At 56.2% G+C, this 24,181-nt stretch carries 22 protein-coding genes; 3 read left to right on the forward strand and 19 right to left on the reverse strand.

Features of this window, described 5'->3' with window-relative positions; genetic code table 11:
* Positions 1-37 precede the first annotated feature (37 nt).
* From mreD to HMPREF1207_RS06350, 7 genes are all read right to left on the reverse strand, one after another.
* Positions 38-565: a rod shape-determining protein MreD gene (gene mreD, locus HMPREF1207_RS06320; protein ID WP_009672985.1), complete on the reverse strand. Its 528-nt coding sequence runs from the start codon at positions 563-565 to the stop codon at positions 38-40.
* 2 nt (positions 566-567) lie between these two features.
* On the reverse strand, positions 568-1,446 hold the full coding sequence (gene mreC, locus HMPREF1207_RS06325; protein WP_009672970.1) for a rod shape-determining protein MreC: 879 nt from the start codon (positions 1,444-1,446) through the stop codon (positions 568-570).
* A gap of 36 nt (positions 1,447-1,482) precedes the next feature.
* Positions 1,483-2,514, reverse strand: coding sequence for a rod shape-determining protein (locus HMPREF1207_RS06330; protein ID WP_009672964.1), 1,032 nt, complete (start codon positions 2,512-2,514; stop codon positions 1,483-1,485).
* A gap of 149 nt (positions 2,515-2,663) precedes the next feature.
* Entirely contained in the window at positions 2,664-3,353 is a 690-nt protein-coding gene (gene radC / locus HMPREF1207_RS06335) for a RadC family protein (protein WP_009672984.1), read from the reverse strand.
* Positions 3,354-4,209: 856 nt separating this feature from the next.
* On the reverse strand, positions 4,210-4,665 hold the full coding sequence (locus HMPREF1207_RS06340; RefSeq protein ID WP_009672969.1) for an RrF2 family transcriptional regulator: 456 nt from the start codon (positions 4,663-4,665) through the stop codon (positions 4,210-4,212).
* Between the two features lie 86 nt (positions 4,666-4,751).
* Positions 4,752-5,378, reverse strand: a complete 627-nt coding sequence (locus HMPREF1207_RS06345) for a Maf family protein (RefSeq protein ID WP_009672981.1) — start codon at positions 5,376-5,378, stop codon at positions 4,752-4,754.
* A gap of 52 nt (positions 5,379-5,430) precedes the next feature.
* On the reverse strand, positions 5,431-5,673 hold the full coding sequence (locus HMPREF1207_RS06350) for a DUF4321 domain-containing protein (RefSeq protein ID WP_009672966.1): 243 nt from the start codon (positions 5,671-5,673) through the stop codon (positions 5,431-5,433).
* Between the two features lie 148 nt (positions 5,674-5,821).
* Between HMPREF1207_RS06350 and HMPREF1207_RS06355 the strand changes: the two genes are divergently transcribed.
* Complete coding sequence (locus HMPREF1207_RS06355; protein WP_009672983.1) at positions 5,822-7,030, forward strand: N-acetylmuramoyl-L-alanine amidase; 1,209 nt, start codon at positions 5,822-5,824, stop codon at positions 7,028-7,030.
* 61 nt (positions 7,031-7,091) lie between these two features.
* Here the strand turns inward: HMPREF1207_RS06355 and HMPREF1207_RS06360 are convergent, their stop codons facing one another.
* Positions 7,092-8,930, reverse strand: coding sequence for an SPOR domain-containing protein (locus HMPREF1207_RS06360; RefSeq protein WP_009672965.1), 1,839 nt, complete (start codon positions 8,928-8,930; stop codon positions 7,092-7,094).
* Between the two features lie 152 nt (positions 8,931-9,082).
* Here HMPREF1207_RS06360 and HMPREF1207_RS06365 point away from each other — a divergent pair, with 152 nt between their 5' ends.
* Positions 9,083-9,400 (forward strand): hypothetical protein, encoded by a 318-nt coding sequence (locus HMPREF1207_RS06365; protein ID WP_009672963.1) that lies wholly within the window; start codon positions 9,083-9,085, stop codon positions 9,398-9,400.
* A gap of 135 nt (positions 9,401-9,535) precedes the next feature.
* On the opposite strand, the gene murC is transcribed toward HMPREF1207_RS06365, so the two are convergent.
* The 3 genes from murC to HMPREF1207_RS06380 form a co-directional block, all read right to left on the reverse strand.
* Entirely contained in the window at positions 9,536-10,921 is a 1,386-nt protein-coding gene (gene murC / locus HMPREF1207_RS06370) for a UDP-N-acetylmuramate--L-alanine ligase (protein ID WP_009672961.1), read from the reverse strand.
* A gap of 8 nt (positions 10,922-10,929) precedes the next feature.
* Positions 10,930-12,306 (reverse strand): bifunctional folylpolyglutamate synthase/dihydrofolate synthase, encoded by a 1,377-nt coding sequence (locus tag HMPREF1207_RS06375; protein ID WP_009672987.1) that lies wholly within the window; start codon positions 12,304-12,306, stop codon positions 10,930-10,932.
* Between the two features lie 79 nt (positions 12,307-12,385).
* A complete protein-coding gene (locus tag HMPREF1207_RS06380) occupies positions 12,386-15,052 on the reverse strand; it encodes a valine--tRNA ligase (RefSeq protein ID WP_009672968.1) in 2,667 nt (888 codons plus the stop codon).
* A gap of 498 nt (positions 15,053-15,550) precedes the next feature.
* Between HMPREF1207_RS06380 and HMPREF1207_RS29665 the strand changes: the two genes are divergently transcribed.
* A complete protein-coding gene (locus HMPREF1207_RS29665; protein ID WP_009672975.1) occupies positions 15,551-15,715 on the forward strand; it encodes a hypothetical protein in 165 nt (54 codons plus the stop codon).
* Between the two features lie 72 nt (positions 15,716-15,787).
* Here the strand turns inward: HMPREF1207_RS29665 and HMPREF1207_RS06385 are convergent, their stop codons facing one another.
* The 8 genes from HMPREF1207_RS06385 to HMPREF1207_RS30650 form a co-directional block, all read right to left on the reverse strand.
* Positions 15,788-16,663: a hypothetical protein gene (locus tag HMPREF1207_RS06385; protein ID WP_009672976.1), complete on the reverse strand. Its 876-nt coding sequence runs from the start codon at positions 16,661-16,663 to the stop codon at positions 15,788-15,790.
* A 43-nt stretch (positions 16,664-16,706) separates the two neighbouring features.
* A complete protein-coding gene (locus HMPREF1207_RS06390; RefSeq protein ID WP_009672980.1) occupies positions 16,707-17,387 on the reverse strand; it encodes a hypothetical protein in 681 nt (226 codons plus the stop codon).
* The gene (locus HMPREF1207_RS06395; RefSeq protein WP_009672960.1) at positions 17,384-17,875 is read right to left on the reverse strand and encodes a VanZ family protein; all 492 of its coding nucleotides are present in this window, start codon (positions 17,873-17,875) and stop codon (positions 17,384-17,386) included. Before HMPREF1207_RS06395 ends, HMPREF1207_RS06390 begins: the two co-directional genes overlap by 4 nt.
* 22 nt (positions 17,876-17,897) lie before the next feature.
* Complete coding sequence (tuaD, locus tag HMPREF1207_RS06400; RefSeq protein ID WP_009672974.1) at positions 17,898-19,250, reverse strand: UDP-glucose 6-dehydrogenase TuaD; 1,353 nt, start codon at positions 19,248-19,250, stop codon at positions 17,898-17,900.
* Between the two features lies 1 nt (position 19,251).
* The gene (gene galU / locus HMPREF1207_RS06405) at positions 19,252-20,163 is read right to left on the reverse strand and encodes a UTP--glucose-1-phosphate uridylyltransferase GalU (RefSeq protein WP_009672971.1); all 912 of its coding nucleotides are present in this window, start codon (positions 20,161-20,163) and stop codon (positions 19,252-19,254) included.
* Between the two features lie 38 nt (positions 20,164-20,201).
* Positions 20,202-21,440 (reverse strand): DegT/DnrJ/EryC1/StrS family aminotransferase, encoded by a 1,239-nt coding sequence (locus HMPREF1207_RS06410; RefSeq protein WP_009672967.1) that lies wholly within the window; start codon positions 21,438-21,440, stop codon positions 20,202-20,204.
* Positions 21,441-21,731: 291 nt separating this feature from the next.
* On the reverse strand, positions 21,732-22,367 hold the full coding sequence (locus HMPREF1207_RS06415; RefSeq protein WP_009672979.1) for an acetyltransferase: 636 nt from the start codon (positions 22,365-22,367) through the stop codon (positions 21,732-21,734).
* Positions 22,364-24,157, reverse strand: a complete 1,794-nt coding sequence (locus tag HMPREF1207_RS30650; protein ID WP_009672962.1) for a sugar transferase — start codon at positions 24,155-24,157, stop codon at positions 22,364-22,366. The genes HMPREF1207_RS06415 and HMPREF1207_RS30650 overlap by 4 nt, the downstream gene beginning before the upstream one ends.
* Between the last annotated feature and the right edge of the window lie 24 nt (positions 24,158-24,181).

Here is a 24,181-nt window from a genome sequence, read left to right on the forward strand (position 1 = left end):
CCGGGTTTTCCTGCCGGGTGAAAAAGAACGGTCAAAATTAATGTTCCGCTCTGGATCCTTGGCCTTGGAGGGCTTCCATAAGCTTGCGCATCGGAATGTATACCGCCAGGGCGAACAGCATGTTGAGCAGCACGCTCGGCAGCATAATATGGGTAAACGCAAACTGAAAATTCACCGTTACAATGTTAAATAAACGGTTGATTCCGAATTTGATAATCTCGAAAATAAGAACGCCGACTCCCATCGTCATCAAAGTCGTGAAAATAAGGTTCGTCTGCCTGCGGGGAAGAAGCCCCGCTATGTAGCCGACCAATCCGAATCCGAAGGAGTAGACGCCGAGTATGTGTCCGAAATAGACGAAATCGTGAAGCAGCCCGAAACCGAGGCCATACAGCAGTGCAGAATGCCGGTTTAAATAAAGTCCGATATACAAAATAATGATCAGCATGAAATTGGAAGAAATCCGGACGCTTTGCTGCCAGGAATCCGGAATCAGCCAGTGAATGAGCGATCCTTCCAATATGAGCAGCGAGAACAGAATGAGCCAGAGCGAGTTGCGTACCATGGCTATTTCACCTCGGGTATTTCGATGATAAAGACTTCCCGGATATGTCTGAAATCAGCGAAAGGTTTGATCATCGCTTTCTGGGTAATCCCGAAATCCCCGGGCTCGCGGGAAACGACCGTACCTACCGGAATACCGCTCGGGAATACTTTGCCGATATCGGAGGTAATGACGGTGTCGCCGACCGCAAGCTTGTCGTTCTGATCGATTTTGTTCATCACGAGCAGACCCTTTTCCTTGTCGTACGACTCAATGATCCCGTAAGAACCTTGGCCTTCGGCGGATTTGTACTCCTTGCCTTTGACGGTTGCGGAAATAGCGGGCGCCTTGTTGTTGGTATCGCTCAAATCCGTAAGAAGCTGCACATTGGAGGTGAATTCCGTTACGGTGAGGACCCGGCCAAGAAGACCGTCCACGTTAATAACGGCCATATTGGGCTTGATGCCGTCTTTCTCACCCAGATTTACGGTGATGGTCCCGTTATAAGGGTCGGGACTTGCCGCGATCACGTCGGCAATCCGGTATTTATAATTGGACACTTGTTTCTGGCGCTCCGTGAACCCCAGAGCTTCTTTATACCGTTTGTTCTCATCTTCAAGCGCGTTCAGCTGCTGGGTAGCGAGTGCGTAGTCGGTCAGTCTTTTTTTCAAGATCTGATTCTCGTCATAGATGGTTTTAAGCTTGCCGACGTCTTCAAAGAAGCCCGCCACGCCCGCTGCCGGTCTGTAAAATACGCTCTGCGTCCAGGCGATCGAATCTTTCAGAAATTTTTCCGGCCAGTAAAATTTCGTCCGTCCGCTAAGTGTAAGTCCCATCAGAATGAAAAAACAGATGAGACCCACAAGCAGAACCATCAGCCTCTTGTTCCCCATGAATTTCAACAATTCAACACCTTCTCACGTCGGCACAGTGTCAGACTAGCGTCTGTATTTGGCGCCGGATTTGGCACCTTTGAACAGATGGATGTGGTCCAGGGCGCGGCCGGTCCCGATGGCTACACAATCAAGCGGATTGTCCGCGACGATAACCGGCATCCCGGTTTCGCCTGCAAGCAGTTTATCGAGATTGCGCAGAAGGGCTCCCCCGCCCGTCAGCACGATACCGCGGTCCATAATGTCGGCGGCCAGCTCGGGAGGACATTTCTCCAGCGTCACTTTAACCGCATCGATAATGGCGTTCACGGTGTCGGTCAACGCTTCCGTAATTTCGTCGGAAGTGACGGAAATCGTCTTCGGCAGACCTGTCACGAGATCGCGGCCGCGGATTTCAAGAAACTCCGGCTGTTCCATCGGCAGGGCGGAACCCACTTCCATTTTCAGCGTTTCGGCCGTGCGCTCGCCGATCATCAGGTTATAGGTACGTTTGATGTACTGGGTGATGGCTTCGTCCATCTCATCGCCCGCGATGCGGATGGAACGGCTCGTCACGATTCCCCCGAGGGAAATAACGGCCACTTCGGTCGTACCGCCGCCGATGTCCACAACCATGCTTCCCGTCGGTTCCCAGACCGGAAGATCCGCACCGATTGCGGCCGCGAACGGCTCTTCGATCGTATAAGCGTCACGTGCGCCGGCCTGCTTGGTCGCGTCTTCCACGGCGCGCTTCTCAACCGCCGTAATGCCGGACGGTACGCAGACCATAACATTCGGATGGCGCTGGAACATGAAACGATCCTTCTGTGCCTGACGTAAGAAATAACGGATCATCGTGGCGGTCGTTTCGAAATCCGCGATTACGCCGTCTTTCATGGGACGAATGGCACGGATGTTGCCCGGCGTACGTCCGATCATTTTCTTCGCGTTGTCGCCGACAGCCTCAATGGTTTTCGTATCCGTGCGGATGGCGACTACCGACGGCTCCCTCACGATAATTCCTTTGCCCTTCAAATACACCAATGTATTGGCAGTACCCAAATCGATACCTAAATCCTTTGTAAAACCTCCGAACATAATAAAACGGCTCCTTCCCAAAATCCATCTTCTCTCTGATTAACTGCTTAAATGGCAGCAGAAAAATACCGACGGTTTATTGTTTCGTCATAGTTTTCGTAGTCATTGTCGAAATTAGGGGTCTTTCCACGAACATAATCTTTATTATATTACATATGACCATGCTCCTTCAAACTGACATAGCGGTCATCTCCGATGACAATATGATCGAGGACTTCGATCCCTATGATATCACCGGCTTCTGTCAGCCTGTGCGTAAGTTCAATGTCCTGTGGACTTGGCGTTGGATCCCCGCTGGGGTGGTTATGTACACAAACGATGGAGGCGCTGCTGCGCTGAATCGCGGCGCGGAAAACTTCGCGCGGATGCACAATGGAGGCGTTCAAACTTCCGATGGACAGCGTTTCGCGTCCGATGATGTGGTTTTTCGTATTGAGGAACAAACAAACGAAGTGTTCTTTCTGCAAATAGCGCAGTTCGTCCTTAAGCAGATCGAAAACATCAAACGGAGAGCGCACCGTCGTGATTTCTTCCGTGCGGGTCCGGGAAATCCGTCTTCCCAGCTCGATTCCGGCCATAACCTGGAGCGCCTTGGCGTCGCCTATCCCTTTGATTCGAACAAGCTCTTCCCGGCTGGCTTCGACTAACCCCCGGAGTCCTCCCGTTTCGGAAAGAATCCGCTGTGCGAGCGCCAAAGCAGACTCGGAATAGGTTCCCGTACGAACCAGGATAGCCAGCAGTTCGGCACTGCTGAGCGATGAAGCCCCGAGCTGCATCATTCTTTCGCGGGGTCTCTCTTCCGGCGGAATTTCACGCAAGGTGACAATTGATGATATCATATATTCCCCTCTTCCGGTATGTTCTTAGGCCAATTTCCAACATTTCCTTTAAAACCGGCACCGAACGTCCGAAAAGCGCCGTCTGCCGGGCTTTTGTCGTCTTCATTCGGCCACTGTGCGGTCCGGTTTTAACTGGAGCATCCCCAAACAATAAGAGCGGGGTGACCGGAACGGAAATGCCTGTGAAAATCGGCAGAGATCATTCGTTTATACCTATGCGGTCATCACATAAAACCGCACAAAACCATACAAAGGTCAGAGGGACTGTTAAATAGGACGATACAGGTCCCAAAAAAGTCTGCATACCTCGACAAAAAATACAAAAGATGACTCACAAATAAAAATTTTACGACGGGTTTCCGGTTCTGAAGATAGGTTTAGAGGGATTTTTCTAACAGCAGGATCAAAAAGCCGGTGTAATAGGGAAGGCAGCAGTAAAGGAAAGAACGGAGCGGAAAACAAGATGCGTCAGCGGAGAAGGAAAATTAAAACGGAATACGGGAGAGACAAGCGGCAAGCAGTAAACTCATGAAGAAGAAAAGGAAATGGGAGAGTAAAAAAGCAAGAGCGCAAGGGCCCGAAAGCGGAAAGAAATCGAGGTGCATGAAAGGGTAAAATCAAGCTTAGCCATTTAACCGGCTCGGCGATTGAGGAAACGGCAAGGAAAGCGGCGGCGTCCAAGGCCCAAGAAGACAGGCGGACGGACCGGCAAAGCGTCTCCCTAACGGGAGAAATCGCGCCTTGTGAAAGCTGGGTCCGCGCCGCCCCCGCAGCACCGGGTGTCTTTCCTCATGTATCGTTACAATAAAGCGGGCGCCTGCATGTCCTTGAGCGCTTAGCAAAGGCAGGCGCCGCTTCAGGAAATCAGATTCTTCTCGGCATCGGCGGCTCTCTTCTCCGTCTCGTTCAAGGTACGGAGCATGCTGCCGATTGTCACGCCTTTCAAATATTGAATCATATTCTGTTCGGCTCCATCCAGCATGTTGTCCATCACATTCTGCATGTTCGCAGAAACAAGACATTCATTTCCTTGATCACCCGAACACCAGTTCGGTTTGAGGGTGCCGAGCGAAGTTAGCTGATAAATGTCGCCGAGCGTAATCTCGTCCGGGTCGTGATTGAGAATAAATCCGCCTCCGCATCCTTCCTTGGTGCGAACAAATCCGGCTTTGCGCAGACAGCCCATAATTTTGCGGATGCGCGCGGAATGGGTGCAAACGTTGGAAGCAATATCATCGCTAGAAGCCATGTGTTCCGGTAAATGGGCAAGAAGCACCAGACTGTGCACGGCAATCGTAAACTCGCTGTTCATGACATAGCCCTCCTTTCTCCTGATGTTCTCTCTATTGTAGCAGAATCGACTCTTAATGAAAACGGTTCAGGGCCGGGGACATTTACCTAGATGACGCGGATGCCGAAAGGCTCGAGCATCTCGCTCAGAAGAGACACCGGAAGACCGACGACATTGAAATAGTCGCCTTCTATTCCCTCGATCAATGTGGCTCCGATCCCCTGAATCGCGTATGCCCCCGCCTTATCCGAAGGCTCGCCCGTCCCGATATACCGGAGAATCCGCTGCTCGTCCATCGCTTTCATCGTGACTTTCGTCCGGCGGTGGCTCACCGAAACGTTCCTGCGGTCCGCGCTCAGGCAGGCGACTCCGCTGAATACCTCGTGAGTTTGGCCCTGCAAAGCGGACAGCATGCGGAGAGCGTCCCGCTCGTCTTTAGGCTTGCCGAGCACTTCCCCGCCTAGAACCACAATCGTGTCGGACCCGATGATGACGGTTCTGTCCGGGGCGTATGAACCCGGTAAAGAGGCCGATACCGCCTCCGCTTTGCGCACGGCAAGCGTCTCGACGATCTCCCGGGGACCCAGGCTCTCCTCCACGGTTTCATCCGCATCGCTGGCGATAATTTCAAAATCCAACCCCATCCCTTTCAGCAGCTCCTGCCGTCTTGGCGAAGAGGATGCGAGAATCAGTTTAATGCCCTGCTCATAGGGCGCGCTGCCGTCTTGGCTCATAGCGGTATGCCTCCACTTTTCTTTTAAAAATTTACTTTCGTCTTCTCACGGGCTACACCTTGCGGTACAGCCAGAAAGCGGCTGCTAGGCCTATAATGCTGCACAAATTCAGTTTAATCTGCAAAAGGATATCATACTGGATGACCTGCAGGTCCGCTTTGGGCTGCCAGACGATATCCGTCGTTTTGGTCAGGAACGCCAGTGCTTTGACCGGTGCTAGCAGTTGTCCCACAATGATGCCGACGACAAGACCGATCACTAAAAACAGAACGAGGGTGAAGCCGTTTTTCTTCATCCGTTATCCTCTCTCTTCCCTTGTTTCTCCCTTATTATACGGAGCGGCAGGTTTCGCATCAATCCGAACAAACAACAAATTGTAACATATTTCCGGCTTACTAACCTGGAAAGTACCTGTACAATTGGAAACGGGAGGGGAAAACACGATGAAAAAAACTACAAAATTAGCAGGGCTGACCCTCGCGCTTCTGCTGGTCTTTCCTTACGAGGCGATGGCCTACAAGGTTGTCGTCGATCCCGGTCACGGCGGGAAAGATCCGGGAGCCATCGGTGTAAACGGTCTCAATGAAAAAACGGTCAACCTCGACGTTTCTTTGAAGCTCCGCGACGAGCTCAAGAAGAAGGGCGTCGAAGTCGTGATGACCCGGTCGGACGACCGTTATTTATCCCTTGACGAACGAGTTCAATTTACAAATGCCCAGAACGCGGACGTTTTCGTATCCGTGCATGCCAATTCAAATCCAAGCTCGACCGCAAACGGATCGCAGGTGCTGTATTACGACAGCCGCTATCCCCAGGACGATTATCCCGCCAGTCCGGAAATGGAAGCCCTTACACCTTCCAGCAAGCTGCTGGCCCAAAAGGTATTAAGCTCCGTTCTGTCACAAACCGGATTGAAGGATCAAGGCCTGGTGCCGAGCGCGGTTTATGTCGTCCGCAAAGGAAAAATCCCGAGCATCCTTGTCGAAACCGGCTTTTTGAGCAACAAAAAAGAAGCGGATTTACTGGCCGATCCGGCGTTCCGCACCAAAATGGCAAAAGCGATCGCCGACGGGGTCGTCTCTTACCAGCCGCCGGTTTTCCCGGATACTGCCGGGCACTGGGCACGCGAAGCCATCCTGCGCATCAAAGACAAAGGCTGGATGGAAGGCATCGGAAACTATTTCGAGCCTAACCGGGCGCTGACACGCGCGGAATTCGTAACCGTAATGGACCGCGTCTTCGGTTTCGACGGCCTGCTCGGGACGGGAAATTCCGCACCCGCACCCGCTTTTAGCGATTTGAAATCGACCCAGTGGTCCTATCCGGTGATGACAAAAGCCGTCCGCCTCGGACTTCTCGACGGCTACGCGGATCATACCGTACGACCGAACCAGGCGGTCACCCGCGGCGAGGTATCCGCCATTCTTCAGCGGCTTCGCGAAATGAAAGGCACCCCGGCTCTAACGCCGCCGGCCGGGCAGGACGTTTTCTCCGACGTTCCCGCCTCCATGTGGTGCGCCGGCGCCGTCTATACGCTGACGAAAGCCGGCATCGTCGACGGGACAAGCCCGACGGAATTCAAACCGAACCGTTACATAACCCGGGCGGAAATCGCCGTCATGATGGACCGTTATTCCAAGCTTCAGCCCTAAAACCAACACGGCCTGCGAATTCGCAGGCCGTGTTTTTGCGTGATGGAGCGGCGGTTTGCGCCTACGCCGATGCGGCCGTCAGCTGCTGCATCAGGCGCTTCTCGGCGACGACGTACTGCATCAGCGCCTCCTGGGCTTCGGCCAGAAGCGGGGCGGACGGCGACTTGCCGTACTCGCCGAGCTTCGCGACCGCCTTGGCGAGAGCCGCGTTCATCTCCTCGACCTGCGGCTTGGCCGCGTCGGGGATTCCCGCGGCTACCGCCGGCTGCAGAGCCGCCCACGCCTTGGCGGCGGCGTCGAGCGGCTGCAGCGAAGCCGCGTCGATCGCGCCGGGCGAAGTCTCCGCCATCTTCGCGGCGGAAAGGCTGCCGGCCGTGCCGGCGACCTTCGCGCCCTGCGCGAGATAATCCGCGAGCGGCTGGGCGCTGCCGCTCTTCCAGTACACCTTGCCGACAGCGGGAAGATCGAGCGGCTTCGCGAAGACTTCGATTTTCTTGGCGGCAAGGGCGGCTTTCAGCTTCGCGGCGTCCTCCTTGCTCCCGGCCAATCCGACATACACCGTCGTCTTCGTGCCGGGTTCCGCTACCGCCGCGGCGCCTTTGCCCCGCGCGTCGGCGCGGGCGGTCTCCGCGCTCTGCGGCGTGCTGAAGATGCCGTTCTGCAGCACGGTGTAGGAGCGCGCCGGGATGGAGGCCTCCGCAGTCGGCCCTCCGACCGGCGGGGCGGCGACGGCGGCCGTGCCCGCGGACGGAGCCGAAGCGGCCGGGGCGGAGGCATCCGGCTTCAGCGGCGTGACAGCCCCGGGGCTCGGCTGAGCTTGGGCGGTCGCGGCCGGACCCGCGTCGATCGTGATGGGTTTCTCCGCCCCTCCCGAGAACATGGAAAGGACAAAATAGCCGAAAGCCGCCCCGGTTACCATCGCCCCCGCAACCGATGTGGCGATGCGCAGCAAACCGCCGCGGCCGGAACGGGAAATGCGCACGCCCGACTTTTCGGGTTCCTCCCAATGAAGGCGGTTATACGGACCCTCGTAGACGGGTTCCCTGCGGTATCCCGGCGGTTCGTCCTCGTAGTACGCGTACTCGTTCCGGTTCCGGCTCCGGTTCTGCCCGGGAGGAGGCGCTTGCGCAAGCTGCCGTTCATAGTAATCCCTCTCTCCAGACGTCCTTCTCTCCCTCGTATCCGGCACCGGTACGCCGCCGTTTAAGGGACGCGCATAGCCGGCATCCTCCAGCTCGTCTTCTTCAGCTGCGCGCAGGCTGTTATAGCCGGGCAGGGAGGCCGTCCCGTGATCGATAAAGCCGCTGGGATCCTCCGGCCAGCCGAGGTTTGGCGGAAGCGGATAGCGTTCCTCGCGTTCCCGTTCACCTGAATTGCCGCGCCCTGCGGCCGGATTCTCCCGAAACCGGTCATCCGTATATTCGTCCTCCTGCTCGGAGGGCCCCTCAAAGTCCCTCAACTGCCGTGCGGCCGCTTCTTCGTCTCTGCGTTCCTTGTACGATGTCCGGTCCAAATCCTCGTATTCCTGTCTTCTTTCTTTTTCTTCCCTGAAGCGTTCGTTAATCGTGCTCTCAAAATAACCGGAATCTCCCCGGTAACCCGGTTCGGATTCCCGGATAAGCTTGGCGATCCGTTCCGTTTCGGCATCATAAGGACTCTGCCATGTACCGAAGTCGGCCGTATATTCATTCAGTCCTTCCCGGTTCCGGGGTCCCGCTTCCGTGTCCCTCCGGTTTTGCCGGGCTTTTTTCGCTCGATCCGCCTCCGCGTCTCTCCAAAGAGCTTCCGAAACCGAAAACTCCTCTTTCGTTAAAGGAATAATTTTGCCGCCCGATTTATCTTCTTTACGGTTTGTCCGGTCGTTTCCGTCTATACGGTAAGAAATTCTCGCTTTATTCATACGGCCCATCTCCTTATCCGCGTTCTGCTATCAGCCTATGAACGGAAGCGGAAAAATATGTCCGGGCCTCTGTAAATTTTACTAGAGTGGAGTTTGCCTAAATATGGGTATATGGTATACGTGTGAAGTGAATAAACGGAGGTAGCCGAATCATGACCCTGAACAACAAAAGAAACTCTTTGCCGCTGCTTGCAAGTATACTCGCTGTCTTGGGCTTTTTCGCTTTTACGTCAAACCTGACAAACTCCAACCAATCCACTACTCTATACGTATTTAATCCCCATGTTCCTTTGACCGAGGAGCAGTTTAAGGGGCTCGATATTGACGTGATCTCTTACAATCCGCCTATGGATAAGTTTAAAATCACGTCGTACCCTACATACGTTCTAGTAAAAACCAAAACGCAGGAGCTACTCGGGATAACTAACGATTTTACGGAACTAGAGAGCCTGAGAAAGAAAAGCAACTAGGCGTTTAACTCGCAAAGCGCTTCCCGGCATCCTCTTATTTTCCCCATAAAAAAACCTCCCGTCAGCGCAGGCTGAGGAAGGTTTTCGTACTGCGTCGTGCAGTATGTTTTGTTTGGTTAGGTCGAAAAAACTTCTTTATTCCGCCTCATAGCGGGCGCGAAGCGTTTTCGCGAGACCGTCCGCCGTTTTCCAAATGTCTCCGGCTCCCATCGTGATGACGAGATCACCCGGTTTAACGCGGTCCGTCAAATAGACTTCCGCTTCGCCGCGGGTCGGAATGTAGGTGACATTCGGATTGCTGTTCTTGCGGATCAGTTCGACGAGTTTCTCGGAACTGATTCCTTCGATCTGCTTCTCCCCCGCGGGTGAGTAGATGTCGGTGATCAGCACCTCGTCCGCTTCTTTGAACGCATGGCTGAACTGTTCGAATAAGTAAAACGTACGCGTGTAGCGCTGGGGCTGAAACACCGCGATAAGATGCTTGCCGGTCGCTTTGGCCGCAGAGATCGTCGCCTCGATTTCCGTAGGATGATGGGCGTAATCGTCGATCACGAGAATGTCGTTCACTTCGCCCAGCACCTGAAACCTCCGTTTGGCGCCGCGGAACTCCTCGATCGCCTCGGCGATCTGGTCAAAGGTAAGGCCTGCTTCCAGACACGTAATCAGCGTAGCCATCGCATTGTATACGTTGTGCCGGCCCGGAACCGACAAGCGCACCTTGCCGAGCGTCTCGCCGCCGCGGCGGACGCTGAAGGACACTTTCCGGTCGCCCAGCTCGATGTCTGTCGCCACATAGTCCGCATCCCGGTCGATGGCGTAAGTAAGGGTCTCGCTTTTGATCTGCGGAAGCATGCCCCGCAAATATTCGTCATCGAGACAGATGATCGCCTTGCCGTCTTCTCTCACCTGGCTGAGGAACTGGGCATAGGCTTTTTTCAGATTCTCGAAATCTCCGTCATAGTTCTCGAGATGATCCGCTTCGATGTTATTCACAAGGGCGAGCGTCGGATGATACTGCAGAAAAGTGCCGTCGCTCTCGTCCGCTTCGGCTACGACGTAGTCGCCTTTGCCCGCTTTGGCATTCGAGCCGATGTTCATGATCTCGCCGCCGATGATATACGTCGGGTCGGTTCCGCAGCGCTCCATGACAAGCGCGATCATGGAAGAGGTGGTCGTTTTGCCGTGCGCTCCGGCTACCGCGATCCCTTTGCGCTCATTCATCAATCTCGCCAGCATTTGCGAGCGGTGAATGACCGGAATGTTCTGCTCTCCGGCCGCGACCATTTCCACATTGTCCTTGGACAACGCCGTGGAGTAGACTACGAGGTCCGCTCCGTTCACGTTCTGGGCTTCATGCCCGATATAGACGCGGGCGCCTTTGGCCCTCAGCTTTTCCGTCAGTTCCTGCTGGGCCAGATCGGAGCCGGACACCTGGTAGCCCATTTCCAGCATCACTTTGGCGATCGCACTCATACCGTAGCCGCCGATGCCGATAAAATGTACGTGTTCTGGGGTATTCAATGTCGTTCTCACCATCCTTTTTCAGAGTCGGTCGTGTATAAGAGCCAAGAACGAACATCAGAAATCAAGTAGAGCGTGCCGGATACGACCGCCAGATCATCCTGTCCCGTTCGCTGTTTCAATTGTTCCAGGGCTTTCTTCCAATCCGGTTCCACCACGATATCGATATCCCGGTTCACGTCCAGTTCCCGGAGGGTCTCCCGGGCCCGGTCGGCCAGACGGGACGCACTTTCTTTTTTATGAAAATCCGGTTCCGTAAGGATAAGCGTATCCACCATTGGTAGTATATGCCTGAAATAGCCGGGTTGATTCTTCGTGGACAACATGCCGGCCATCAAATGCAGTTTCTTATAGGAATACGTGTCTTTCAGGGCGGCGGCCAGCGTCTGCGCCCCCTCGGGATTATGGGCTCCGTCCAGCAGAATCCGCGGATTGTCGGAAACCATCTCAAGGCGGCCGGGCCACTGCGTTTCGCTCATGGCGGCGAAAAGATCTTCGTCGTCCACGATGAGCGCGTTATACTGGCGCAGAACTTCGAGCGTCATCAATGCCGCGGCGGCATTTTTCAGCTGGTGCGCCCCGTTGAGGGAGATCGGCACGTTCTCGATCGAACGGAACGGTCCCGTGAAGTTCAGCTTCTGGTCGTCCAGCTCCGTCGATACGGGCTCGTAAGTAAACTGCTTGCCCAGGAGATAAACGGTCGTGCGTTTGCTCTTCGCATCCCGAAGAAACAATTCCGCAAGCTCGGGCTGTTCCACGGTTGTAACCAGGGGCACGCCGGGCTTGATGATGCCCGCCTTCTCAAGCGCCACCTGCTCCAACGTATCGCCGAGAATATCCATATGATCGTGACCGATGTTCGTGATAACGGAAATGACCGGCGAGACGATGTTGGTGCAGTCGAGACGGCCGCCGAGCCCCACTTCCAGGACGACATAATCCGGGAACGTGACCGTGCCGAAATACAAGAGCGCCAGCGCCGTGCAAATTTCGAACATCGTCGGGGAACCCAGTTCGGTCTCTGCCAATTCGTCGGCGATCGGCTTCAGCCGGTTCGCCAGAAGCAGGAGAGCCTCTTCTTCAATATCTTGACCGTTATACTGTATACGGTTCGTAAACTTTTCGAGATATGGGGACGTGAAGGTTCCGACATCGTATCCGCTGCGGATAAGCACCTTCGTCAGGAAGGCGCAGGTCGAGCCTTTGCCGTTCGTGCCGCCGACGTGTATGAACTTCAGTCTCCGGTGAGGATGACCGAGTTTCTCCATCAGCAGGTCCATTCGTTTGAGTCCGGGTTTGATGCCGACCGGCACGAGTCCGGTGATCCAGTTCACTGCTTCGGTATAAGTCTTGAACGGGGAAGCCGCTTCTGTGTGTTGTTCCATGACTATCATCCCTTTGATTGATGTGAATCGCGGTGCTCCTCGTCAAACCGGACGGGGTGCACCGCGATATAATGCAGGCTTAGGCTTTCAGTTCGGCCAGACGGGCAACGACTTTGTCGCGCTTATCCGCGTAGTCGGCCATTTTCGCTTTTTCTTCTTCTATGACCTTGGCTGGAGCTTTGGCGATAAAGCCTTCGTTGGAAAGCTTCTTCTCGATCCGGGTCACTTCCCCGATGAGCGTCTGCATTTCTTTCTCCAGACGGGCCACTTCCTGAGCGATGTCAATAAGTCCCGCGAGCGGCAGGAACAGCTCCGCTCCCGTCACGACAGCCGTCATCGCTTTATCGGGCGACGCGAGCTCCGCGGAAATGCTCAGCTCCGAGGTGCTGCAGAAACGGCGGAGGTACTCTTCGTTGCGGGAAAGAATCGTCTCTACGTCCTGGCTGGAAGGCTTGACGAGCAGCTCGATCTTCTTGCTCATCGGAACGTTCACTTCCGCACGGATGTTGCGCACGGCGCGGATAATGTCCATGAGCAGCTCCATATCGCGCACCGCTTCCGGCGCTTCGAACTGCGCATCGTACACCGGCCAGGCGGCCAGTGTGATCGTATCGCCTTCGTGAGGCAGATGCTGCCAGATTTCTTCCGAAATAAACGGCATAAACGGGTGAATCAGGCGCTGCGTCCGGTCAAGCACATAGGCCAGAACGGATTTCGTCGTTTTCTTGGCCGCTTCATCCTCCCCGTACAGGGAGAGCTTGCTGAATTCAATATACCAGTCGCACAGATCGTCCCAAATGAAGTTATACAGCAGACGGCCGGTTTCGCCGAATTCGTATTGGTCGATTAGACGCGTTACATCGCGTGCCGTTTCGTTCAGACGGTGTAGAATCCAGCGGTCGGCCGTTCCGAGCTTGCCGCTCAGGTCGATGTCCGCCGCCGTGAATCCTTCGAGATTCATCAATGCAAAACGCGAAGCGTTCCAGATCTTGTTCGCGAAGTTGCGTGTCTGCTCCACGCGTTCGATGCGGAAGCGCAGATCCTGTCCCGGCGTGCTCGAAGTCGAGAGCATATACCGCATCGCATCCGCGCCGTATTTTTCGATAATTTCCAGAGGGTCGACGCCGTTGCCCAGCGATTTGGACATTTTGCGGCCTTCCGAGTCGCGGATGAGACCGTGCAGCAGCACGTCCTTGAAAGGAACTTGATCCGTAAATTCCAGGCCGCTGAAAATCATGCGGGCTACCCAGAAATAAATAATGTCATAGCCGGTGACAAGCACATTCGTCGGATAGTAGCGCTGCAAATCTTCGGTCTGCTCCGGCCAGCCGAGTGTCGAGAACGGCCAAAGCGCGGAGGAGAACCAGGTATCGAGGACGTCTTCGTCCTGACGGATATTTTCGCTTCCGCAGTGCCCGCAGGCATGAGCGTCCTGCTGAGCGACGGTCACCTCGCCGCAGTCCGCGCAGTACCACGCCGGAATGCGGTGCCCCCACCAAAGCTGGCGGGAAATGCACCAGTCGCGTACATTTTCGATCCACTGCAGGTAGATCTTCTCGAAACGGTCCGGAACGAAGTTGACGCCGGAGCCGTTCTTCTGCGCTTCAATGGCGCGTTCGGCAAGCGGCTGCATTTTCACGAACCACTGCGTGGACAAGTAAGGCTCTACAACGGCGCCGCTGCGCTCGCTGTGTCCGACCTGGTGGACGTGTTCCTCGATTTTGACGAGGACCCCCTGCTCCTGCAAGTCGGCGACGATTTTCTTGCGGCAGTCCGCACGGTCCAGCCCCTGGTAAGGGCCCGCGTTGGCATTCATCGTGCCGGATTCGTCCATCACGAGAATTTGCGGCAGGTCGTGGCGCTTGCCCACTTCGAAGTCGTTCGGATCGTGCGCCGGTGTAATTTTAACCGCGCCGCTTCCGAAATCTTTCTCGACGTACTCGTCGGCGATAACCGGAATTTCACGGCCGACCACCGGCAGCACGAGCATTTTTCCGATCATATGCTTGTAACGCTCGTCTTCCGGATGAACGGCAACGGCCGTATCGCCGAGCATCGTTTCCGGACGGGTAGTCGCTACCGTAATGGAGCCGCTGCCGTCTTTGAGCGGATACACAAGGTGGTACAAGCTGCCTTGTATTTCTTTATATTCAACCTCGATGTCGGACAAAGCGGTCCGCGCTTTCGGGTCCCAGTTGATGATATATTTGCCGCGGTAAATCAGGCCCTTGTTGTACAGGCTCACGAAAACTTCGCGCACGGCTTTGGACAAACCTTCGTCGAGCGTAAACCGTTCACGCGAATAATCGAGGGAAAAGCCCATTTTCGCCCATTGCTCGCGGATGGTTTCGGCGTACAGGTCTTTCCATTCCCACACTTTCTCCAGGAACTTCTCCCGTCCGAGGTCGTAGCGGGAAAGCCCTTCTTCGCGCAGCTTTTGCTCCACCTTGGTTTGTGTGGCGATACCTGCGTGGTCGGAACCCGGAAGCCAGAGCGCGTCATAGCCCTGCATCCGCTTCGTGCGCACCAGAATATCCTGCAGCGTAAAATCGAGCGCGTGACCCAGGTGCAGCATTCCCGTTACGTTCGGCGGCGGGATTACAATCGTATAGGTTTCCGCGTCCGGACGTTGCCCCGCACGGAAAAATCCGTTAGAAATCCAGTAATCGTACCATTTTTTCTCGCTTTGCGAGGGATCGTAGGTTGTCGGCATGGATACCGAGTTTTTATCGCTTGTTTCTGCCATAGTCCATTTCCTCCATTCAAGTACCTTGCGCAGCTGCTCCAGCTAACAAAAAAATCCCTTCGCCGCAAAGGACGAAAGGATGTGCTTCCGTGGTACCACCTTCATTTCACGCCTGCTCCCGAAACGAGCGGAACGTGACACTTGAGACGCATATAACGGTGCGGGCCGGTTCACGCTATACTTTACCGCCTTAAAGCGGATAAGTGCTCACGCAAACAACTCCGGGGCGACTTCGAACGGCCGTTTATCTCCCTGTGGAACCTTCCAGCGCTGCAATTCCACTCTCTGAAGGGCTCGCCGTCTACTACTCCCCATCCACGTCGATTCAACGTAATGAAAAATGTTTGTAAAGCAAACCGTTAAATTACACTTTATGATAAACCAAACGGACCAAAAACGTCAATCTTTTCAATACGAAAAGGGCTATTACCCATCATATCCAAGGGGGCGCCCGCATAAACTGGTAGCGGAAATTTTTATTATTTGAGGGGGATACTCATGCAAAAATGGTGGTGGAAAACCCGGTTCACCGTTCGGGGCGTGCTTTTCCCGCTCATCTGCATTCAATTTGTCCGCACGCTGATTTTTCCCAACGGCCTCGATGTCTTTCTCTTGTTCGTTCTTTTTCTCGCCTATCTCGGTTTTCTTCTGGACGTCTATTAATAATAGTAGGTTTGCAAAAAAACAGGACGGAAAAAACCGGCAACGCTGGATGCGTCACCGGCCGTACCTTCCTTACTTCACAATGGTATCAAGCAGCATGCGGCCTGTTTCCATCTGAAGATCGTACTCACGCTGATACTGATTGATAATGTCGGTGCTGAATCCTTCATTCTGAAGCGTATTCTGGGCACTGCCCACAATATCCCTGAAATCGGACACGCACTGGGCGAAGCGCTCGGAAGCTTCCTTATAAAGAGTGGATTTCTGGTGCGTTGTCGTCGCCCGGGAAAACTGCATCGCGTAAGAAACGAGGTCACGCTGGCACGCCGATTTCAGCGCATTCAGCTTCTGAATCGTTTCTTTGTTGATGGAATCGTAACGGTCATCGCGGTCCTTGCCGCCATTGCCGTTGTTGCCGTTGTTACCGTTATTTCCTTGGCCGTTGCCGTTGTTGCCATTTCCGTTGTTACCATTGCCCTGGCCATTCCCTTGGCCGTTACCTTGGTTTCCATTGTTTCCATTGTTTCCGTTGTTTCCGTTGTTGCCTTTATCTTGGCCGTTACCCTTACCGTTACCGCCGGCCTGGTTGCCTTTGTCGGTGTTCTTGTCCTGGCCTTTGTCCTGGCCGTTTCCGTTGCCTTGACCGCCGCCGTTGTTCTGGCCCTTCCCGTTACCGGAATCCGGAACAGGTGTTGGAACAGGTGTTGGAACCGGGGTCGGGTCTGGCTTAGGTTCAGGCTTAGGGACAGGAAACTTCTGATTGCCGCCCGTAAGAATCGGGAGCAGATATTCGTTCAGGAAGCCCCATACATTGTTGGCAAGCTGATCAAAACTCGCGCGGGCGTTCTGATTCACCGCCGCTTGCGCATTCGCCTGGCCCGGCTGGAAAGCCGGGGACAACAGAGCCAGCAGCAGTGCGGCCACGAGCGCTTTATTTAACTTTTTCACAATTTCACTCTCCTCTTGGCGGGCGTTCTGACAAAACCGCAGCTCACTCGTTAACGGATTGCTGATACGACTTGCCTTTGCTCAAGCCATATTTGCCCGCAATGGCGATCAGCTCGTTATACTCGCTTTCGCTCAGCTTGGCCATGATGATCGCTTTCGCCTTTTTCTTTTCCTCGCGTGACACGCCGTCCTTCATCAGGAGGCTTAGCTGCTTGATGTCGCTTGCCTGCAGCCGCTTCAGCAGAACGGATGTAATCTTCATCCGCTCCGACCAGGAAATCTCCCCGCTCAGGCGCTCGGCCCGGTCCGCCGGTATGGCTGCCGGGTCTTTGGGGCGGCTTTTCGCGCTTCCGCTGCCCTCCTCCGCCGATCCGGCTGCCTGATGTCCCGCCTGCCCCGGGTCCGGCCGGGCGGACGGCGCCGCAGATGCAGGAGCTTTCCCGCTGCCCGGCGCGGCCTTTACGGCCGGGAAAGCTTCCTGCGGACGGGAGCCGTCCTGTGCATCCGCACCGGGCGAAGCCGGCGCCCCGCCACCCGGAACCGGGCGGCCTTCCGGCGCTTCCTTGCCCGCAGCGTCAGCTTCGTCGGCTGCCTGCCCAATACTTAAGGAAGCCGCCGTCCGGATCATTTCATCCGAAATCCGGACGGCCGCAAAACTCCCGGCCATTCCCGTTATAAGGATGCCTGTCCCCACCCAGAGGAACAAGCGGCGTCGTTTGTTCATCTCCCGGCCTCCCGCCTTTTAATCCGGATGCTTGTCCGCCAAAGCCGAATCCCCCAAGGCGCCGCCCACACGGCTGCTGATAGTCCCGCCAAGCCTCCGGCTGTATCCAAGACAACATCCTGTATTGCGCTGGTACGCATGGCTGCGGCCGATTGAACCCATTCATCCCCCATCGCGATCGCGACGACATACAGCAGGGAAAAGAGCGCCCGCTTCCTCCGCCGGCTCCTCCAGAGAGAAAGAGCTTGATACGCAAGTGCGGCAAGTACGGCATAAACAACCAGATGGGCTGTTTTACGGAAAATAAATTCGATGAACCGCATCGGATCGGACTGCGCTCGAATAATCGTATGATGGTAGCGCACCGTCACCTGCGGGATATAGGCATGAATCTCCTCCTTTGTGAAAAGTTTATGCAATAAAGGCTGTATGCTCTGCTCGCGAAACGACTGATGAGACCAATGGAAGACGAGCAGCGTCCACAGCAATACAGGCAAAATCCATAAAAGCTTAGAGCGAGACGGTTTTGGCCGCACTGGCATTTGCGCTGCCGGTTGTGACGGCGGGACGCCCGACGGAATAATAGACGAACTCCCGCTCTTTCATTTCCCGGACGGAGAAACAGTTGCGCCCGTCCACGATAATCGGAGCCGTCAGCAGTTGTTTCACCCGGGCCAGATCCATTTCGACGATCTCGCTCCATTCCGTCAAAATGAGGCAGGCATCGCAGCCTTCCAATGCTTCTTCAAGCGTCTCGAAATCTTCGTAATACTCGGCGATCTGATTGCGCGCGGCCTGCATCGCGATAGGATCGTAGGCGCGTACGGAGGCGCCGAGCCGGACCAGTTCCGGAATGATGGTCAAGGAAGGGGCGTAGCGCATATCGTCGGTGTTCGGCTTGAAGGCAAGTCCGAGTACGCCGATCTTTTTGCCTTCCAGACAGCCCAGAGCCTGTTTCAACTTGTCCACGACAACTAAGCGCTGTTCGTCGTTGGCTGCGATAACCGATTTCAGCAAGGAGAAATCGAATCCCGCTTCTTCGGCGATATAAGAAAGCGCAAAGGTATCTTTGGGGAAGCAGCTTCCCCCGTAACCGATGCCCGCCTGCAGAAACTTCGCGCCGATTCGGCTGTCCAGACCCATGCCTGCGGCAACGGAGGTGACGTCCGCGCCGACACGTTCGCAGACGTTGGCGATTCCGTTGATAAAAGAAATTTTGGTGGCCAGAAAAGCATTGGCCGCATATTTGATCATTTCCGCGCTCTCCAGATTCGTCTGGAAAATGCGGGTGCGGAAAGGGGCGTGAAGATCGGCGATCCGCTTGGCCGCCTTGTCGCTCGTGGCGCCGATGACGGCGCGCTCCATGTTCATGCAGTCCTCGATGGCCGAGCCTTCCCTTAAAAACTCGGGATTGGAAACGACGTCGAACTGGACGAAACGGTTTTTCCGGTTTTCCATAATAATCTGCCGGACCTGCTCACCGGTTCCGACGGGAACCGTGCTTTTGTTCACGATAATTTTGTAGCTGTTCAAATGCTGGCCGATCGTCCGGGCAACCTCGTGCACGTAGCGCATATCGGCTTCGCCGTTATCGCCCATCGGCGTGCCGACCGCGATATAAATGATGTCCGACGCTTCGATGGCGTCGCCGATTTCGGAAGTAAAAAACAGACGGTCGGCATCGACGTTTTTCTTCACCAGTTCTTTGAGACCCGGCTCGTAAATCGGAATCTCGCCTTTGCGCAGCATCGCGATTTTGAACGGATCGACGTCGCAGCAGATGACCCGGTTGCCGATTTCAGAGAAACAAGTTCCGGAAACAAGCCCTACATAACCACTGCCGACTACTGTAATTTTTTCCATTCTACTTCGCCACCTTACTGATAGGATTGTGAAGCGCAGCGTGCTGCTCGTGAACCGATTGAATGTATCCCAGCAAATCCTGCTGTAAATCCTCGCGCTGCAGAGCGAAGTCGAGGGTGGCTTTAATGAAGCCGAATTTGTCCCCCACATCGTAACGGACGCCCGAGAAGTTGTAGGCGACAACGGGCTTCTGTTCGTTCAGCCTGCGGATCGCATCCGTCAGCTGGATTTCGCCGCCCGCTCCGGGCGCCTGATTTTCCAGGATTTCAAAGATTTCCGGGGTCAGCACGTAACGCCCCATAATCGCATAATTGGAAGGAGCCGCCTTGCGCGAAGGCTTTTCCACGAGCGTTTCCAGGAAAAAGACATCCGGTTCGATGGAGGAGCCTCTCGGCGCGATGACGCCGTACTTGGAAACGTCTTCGTCACTGACCCGCTGCACGCCCACGACGGACGAGGAGTAACGGGAATGAATGCGGAGCAGCTGCTTCAGGCAGGGCTCCTCGGATTGCACGATATCGTCGCCGAGCAGAACGGCGAACGGCTCGTTGCCGACGAAGCTGCGGGCGCACCAGATGGCGTGACCGAGGCCTTTCGGTTCTTTTTGCCGGATATAATGAATATTCGCCATGTCGGAGATGGCCTGAATTTGTTTAAGTTCTCCGTGTTTGCCCTTTTTGTCCAGGGTTTCTTCCAGTTCGAACGACTTGTCGAAATGATCTTCAATCGCGCGCTTGCCCCGTCCGCTGATAATCAGAATATCTTCGATGCCGGACGAAATGGCTTCCTCGATAATGTATTGGATCGTCGGTTTGTCCACGATCGGGAGCATTTCCTTCGGTTGGGCTTTCGTAGCTGGCAGAAACCGGGTACCGAGACCTGCCGCCGGAATTATCGCTTTACGCACTTTCATGATTCATTCCTCCTTATGGTCGTTAACTGCGGGTGGCTCTAAGCGTTCAAAGCATGAAGCAGAATGCCGATGACAAAATCCTGATCCGATTCGCTGAGGCTGGAACCGGAAGGCAGGCACAACCCTTGTTCGAAGAGGCGGTCGGACACGCTTGTTCCCTCTTCGTGCGGGTAGTAAGCGCACTTACCGTACAGCGGCTGCCGATGCATCGGCTTCCAGACCGGCCGGGACTCCACATTCTCCGCGGCCAGGCGCGCGATAAGCTCTTCCGTCGTGATGCCGGCTAAGGCCGGATCGACCGTCAATGCGGTCAACCAGCGCGTGGAACGGCCGTACCGCGCCTCGGGCATAAACGTGATGCCTTCGATGGCGCCAAGCGCCTCGCGGTACCGGTCGAACACGGCCCGGCGGGCGTTCACGCGTTCATCCAGCACACGCAACTGCCCGCGACCGACACCGGCGAGAATGTTGCTCATCCGGTAGTTGTAGCCGACCTCGCTGTGCTGGTAATGGGGAGCCTGATCTCTTGCCTGCGTGGCCCAGAAGCGGGCTTTCTCCAAGGCTTCCAGATCGTCCGACACCAGCATGCCTCCGCCGGAAGTCGTAATGATCTTGTTGCCGTTGAACGAGTAGACGCCGAAACGTCCAAGCGTTCCGCTCGACTTGCCGGAATAGGTCGCGCCGAGCGACTCGGCCGCATCCTCGACAACGGGAACGCCGTAGGCGTCGAGCAGTTCCAGGAGCGGCACCATGTCCGCGCTCTGGCCGTAGAGGTTGACGACGACCGCCGCTTTGGGCAGCCGTCCTTCCCGCTTCGACTCGGCGAGAGCCCGCTCCAATGCGGCCGGCGACATGTTCCAGGTCGCTTCGTCCGAGTCGATCAGCACGGGCTCCGCACCCTGGTACGCGATCGGGTTGACGCTGGCGACGAACGTGAGCGAGGAACACAGGACGCGGTCGCCCGGGCCTACGCCAAGGAGACGCAGCGCCTCGTGGATACCGGCGGTGCCGGAGCTGAGGGCCACGGCTCCCTTCGAGCCGGTGTAGGCCGCCAGCTCGTCCTCGAACGCGTCCACGTTCGGTCCGAGCGGAGCGATCCAGTTCGTCTCGAACGCTTCGCGGACGAACTTCTGCTCCTCCTCGCCGATATGCGGAGGAGACAGGAGAATACGGCTCCGGCCGGTTCCCGGCAGACCATCCGCTGTTCCGGGGGCGGCCCCTGGTTGAAGCTGTGCAGCGCGGGCCGGTGAAGCATGAGTTTGAAGTTGAGCAGCCATATTCGGTCCTCCTTTGATTGATCCGGTCATTCGGTCAAATGGAATAAGAGCGTGTTTATGTACCTGACGGAATACGATTGATTGAATGAAATACGAATCATTTCGCTAAATCCGGGTAACACCGAGCGCAGCTCAGCTTCCGGTGCACGCCGCGGTGCAGCATGACGTCGGTCACCCGCATATCGGCTGATTCCGGGCAACTTGCTCGCCGCCCCCGACGGGTAAACTCAACGCGCGCGAATCCCAGGCTCGCGCCTGCGGCCCTGCGCGGCGTTCAGACCGTTCAGCCGCTCACGCCTGCCGGATCACCCGGGCAGGGACGCCCGCGGCCGTGCATCCGGCGGGGACATCGCGCACCGCCACGGCTCCGGCGCCCAGCGTGCTCCACTCGCCGACGGCGAGCCCCTGGATCACGGAGGCGCCGATGCCGATGTGCGCCCCCGCTCCCACGTCAACACCGCCGGCCAGGGCCGCGTTCGGCGACACATGCGCGTAGTCGCCGATCACGCAGTCGTGCTCCACGACGGCGCCGGTGTTGACGATCGCGTGGGCGCCGATCCGGGCCCCCGCGTTGACGACCGCGCCCGGCATCACGGCTGTGCCGGGCGCCAGGCTCGCGTCCCCGCTCACGACGGCGCGGGGATGGATCAGCAGCGCGAAGCGGCCGGGCTCCGCGCCGAGCGATTCGGCGACCCTGCGGCGGACCGCGCAGCTGCCGATGGCGACGAAGACGTGCAGGTCTTCGTCTTCCGCGAGCATGCGGGCGGCCAGCGCAACCGGTCCGCGGGGCAGGCCGTCCGCCCCGGAGGCCGGGACCGCATACCGGTCGTCGAGCACGGCGGCAAGCTCATACTGCCTGCCGGCCCGCGCGATGTCGCGCACGACCTTGGCGTGGCCCCCGTCGCCGATCAGGAGAAGTCTCCTCACGACGGGCTTCCGATACCGGATGCGGCGCTTCCGGTGTACTTGGTCGTCGTGGCCTGCCCTTCCTGCGACACGCCTTCCCTGCGGACGACTTTAACGGCGGTCAGCAGAAGTATTTTGACGTAAAGGCGGAAGGACCGGTTGTCGACATACCACACGTCGAGTTTGAACTTGTCTTCCCACGAAATCGCGTTCCGCCCGTTCACCTGCGCCCATCCCGTAATCCCGGGGCGTACCCAGTGGCGCCGCTTCTGCTCGTCGGTATACAACTCCAGATATTCCATCAGCAGCGGCCTGGGACCGACAAGGCTCATATCGCCCTTGATCACGTTCAAAAGCTGCGGAATTTCGTCCAGGCTGAGCTTGCGCAGCAGCTTGCCGAAAGCGGTCAGCCTGACTTCGTCCGGAAGCAGATTCCCGGATGAATCTCTCTTGTCTGTCATCGTCCGGTACTTGTAGACGTGGAACGGCTGTCCGAATCGTCCCGGCCGCTTCTGTTTGAACAGCACCGGCGAACCCAGCTTCATGCGGACAAGAAGCCCGACGACCGCGTAGACCGGAAGCAGCAGGAGCACCAGAGGCAGTGCGATAGCAAGATCCGCCGTACGCAGGACGGTATGCCCAAGCCATCTTCCGATGCGGCCCTTTTCTCTTGTGCCCGTACGAAGCTCTTGGTACATCGTTTCCAGCCTTCGGACGACAATCTGCTCGGTAAATTCCTGTTCGATTCTGCGCCGTCCGCCTTGTCCCAGCAAGGTGCCGTACGCTTTGTTCTCGATGAGGGTGCGGAAGGCTTTGGCGAGCGCCCCCGTATTTTTGTAAGGAACGAGCAGACCCGTATCCTCATGCCGGACCAGCTCCCGCGTACCGAGCACATCGCTTGCGACCACGGGTTTGGAAAAAGCCATCGCTTCCATCAGAAAACGCGGAATTCCTTCTTTCTCGGAAGTCAGCACGACGATGTCGGCCATTTTCAGAAAGGCATACAGGTCGGAACGGTGCCCGATCAGCAGCACTTCTTTTTGCAGGCTGAGCTCGGCGATCCGTTCGAGGATTTGCTTTTCCAGCGGACCTTTGCCGGCTAGCAGACACACGAAATCCGTGATTCCCTGGCTTTTCAGCAGGGCGAGCGCGTCCAGCAGAAAATGATGATCCTTCACCGGCTCCATTCTCGCTCCCATGAGCAGAACGGTCTTATTTTGCGGGACGCCGTAAGTCGCCTTTAACGTCTCCAGCTCTTCCCGGCTGATTCTGCCGGCCGCCTTGTCCAGCTTGTCCAGATCGACGCCGTTGCCTTCGTAGTACACGATCTTGCCCGCGTTCAGCGACTGAAGCTTCGCCATATCTTCCCGGTTCTGGGAAGCAAGCGCATCGCAGAAGTACGTGCCGATTTTTTCAAGTGTCCGGTAAACCGTATAAGCCGTCTTTGACTGGCCTTCATAGAACGGCAGGCCGTGGCTCGTGTGCATAATGACCGGAGTGCGGGCCAGCCAGGCGGCGGCTCGTCCGATAATCCCCGCCTTGGCCGTATGGGTATGGACGATGTCATAGCCTTCGCGCTTGATAAGCCTTCTCATCCGGAGGATCGAACGCACATCTTCCACAGGACGTATTTTGCGGTTCATCTGCACGAACTTCAGTTTGAGTCCGCTGTTCTTCATCGCCTGCTCATCGTAGCCTTCCGGGGATGAAATCAGATGGACTTCATGCCCGGCCTGCCGCAGGACGGACATTTTGTCCGCCAAAATTTTGTGAGAGATAGCCGACGTACAAATATGGGCGATTTTGCTCAAGCGAAGCCTCCCCTTTCCGTCTAA

The organism is Paenibacillus sp. HGH0039, from assembly GCF_000411255.1.
Lineage (GTDB): Bacteria > Bacillota > Bacilli > Paenibacillales > NBRC-103111 > Paenibacillus_F.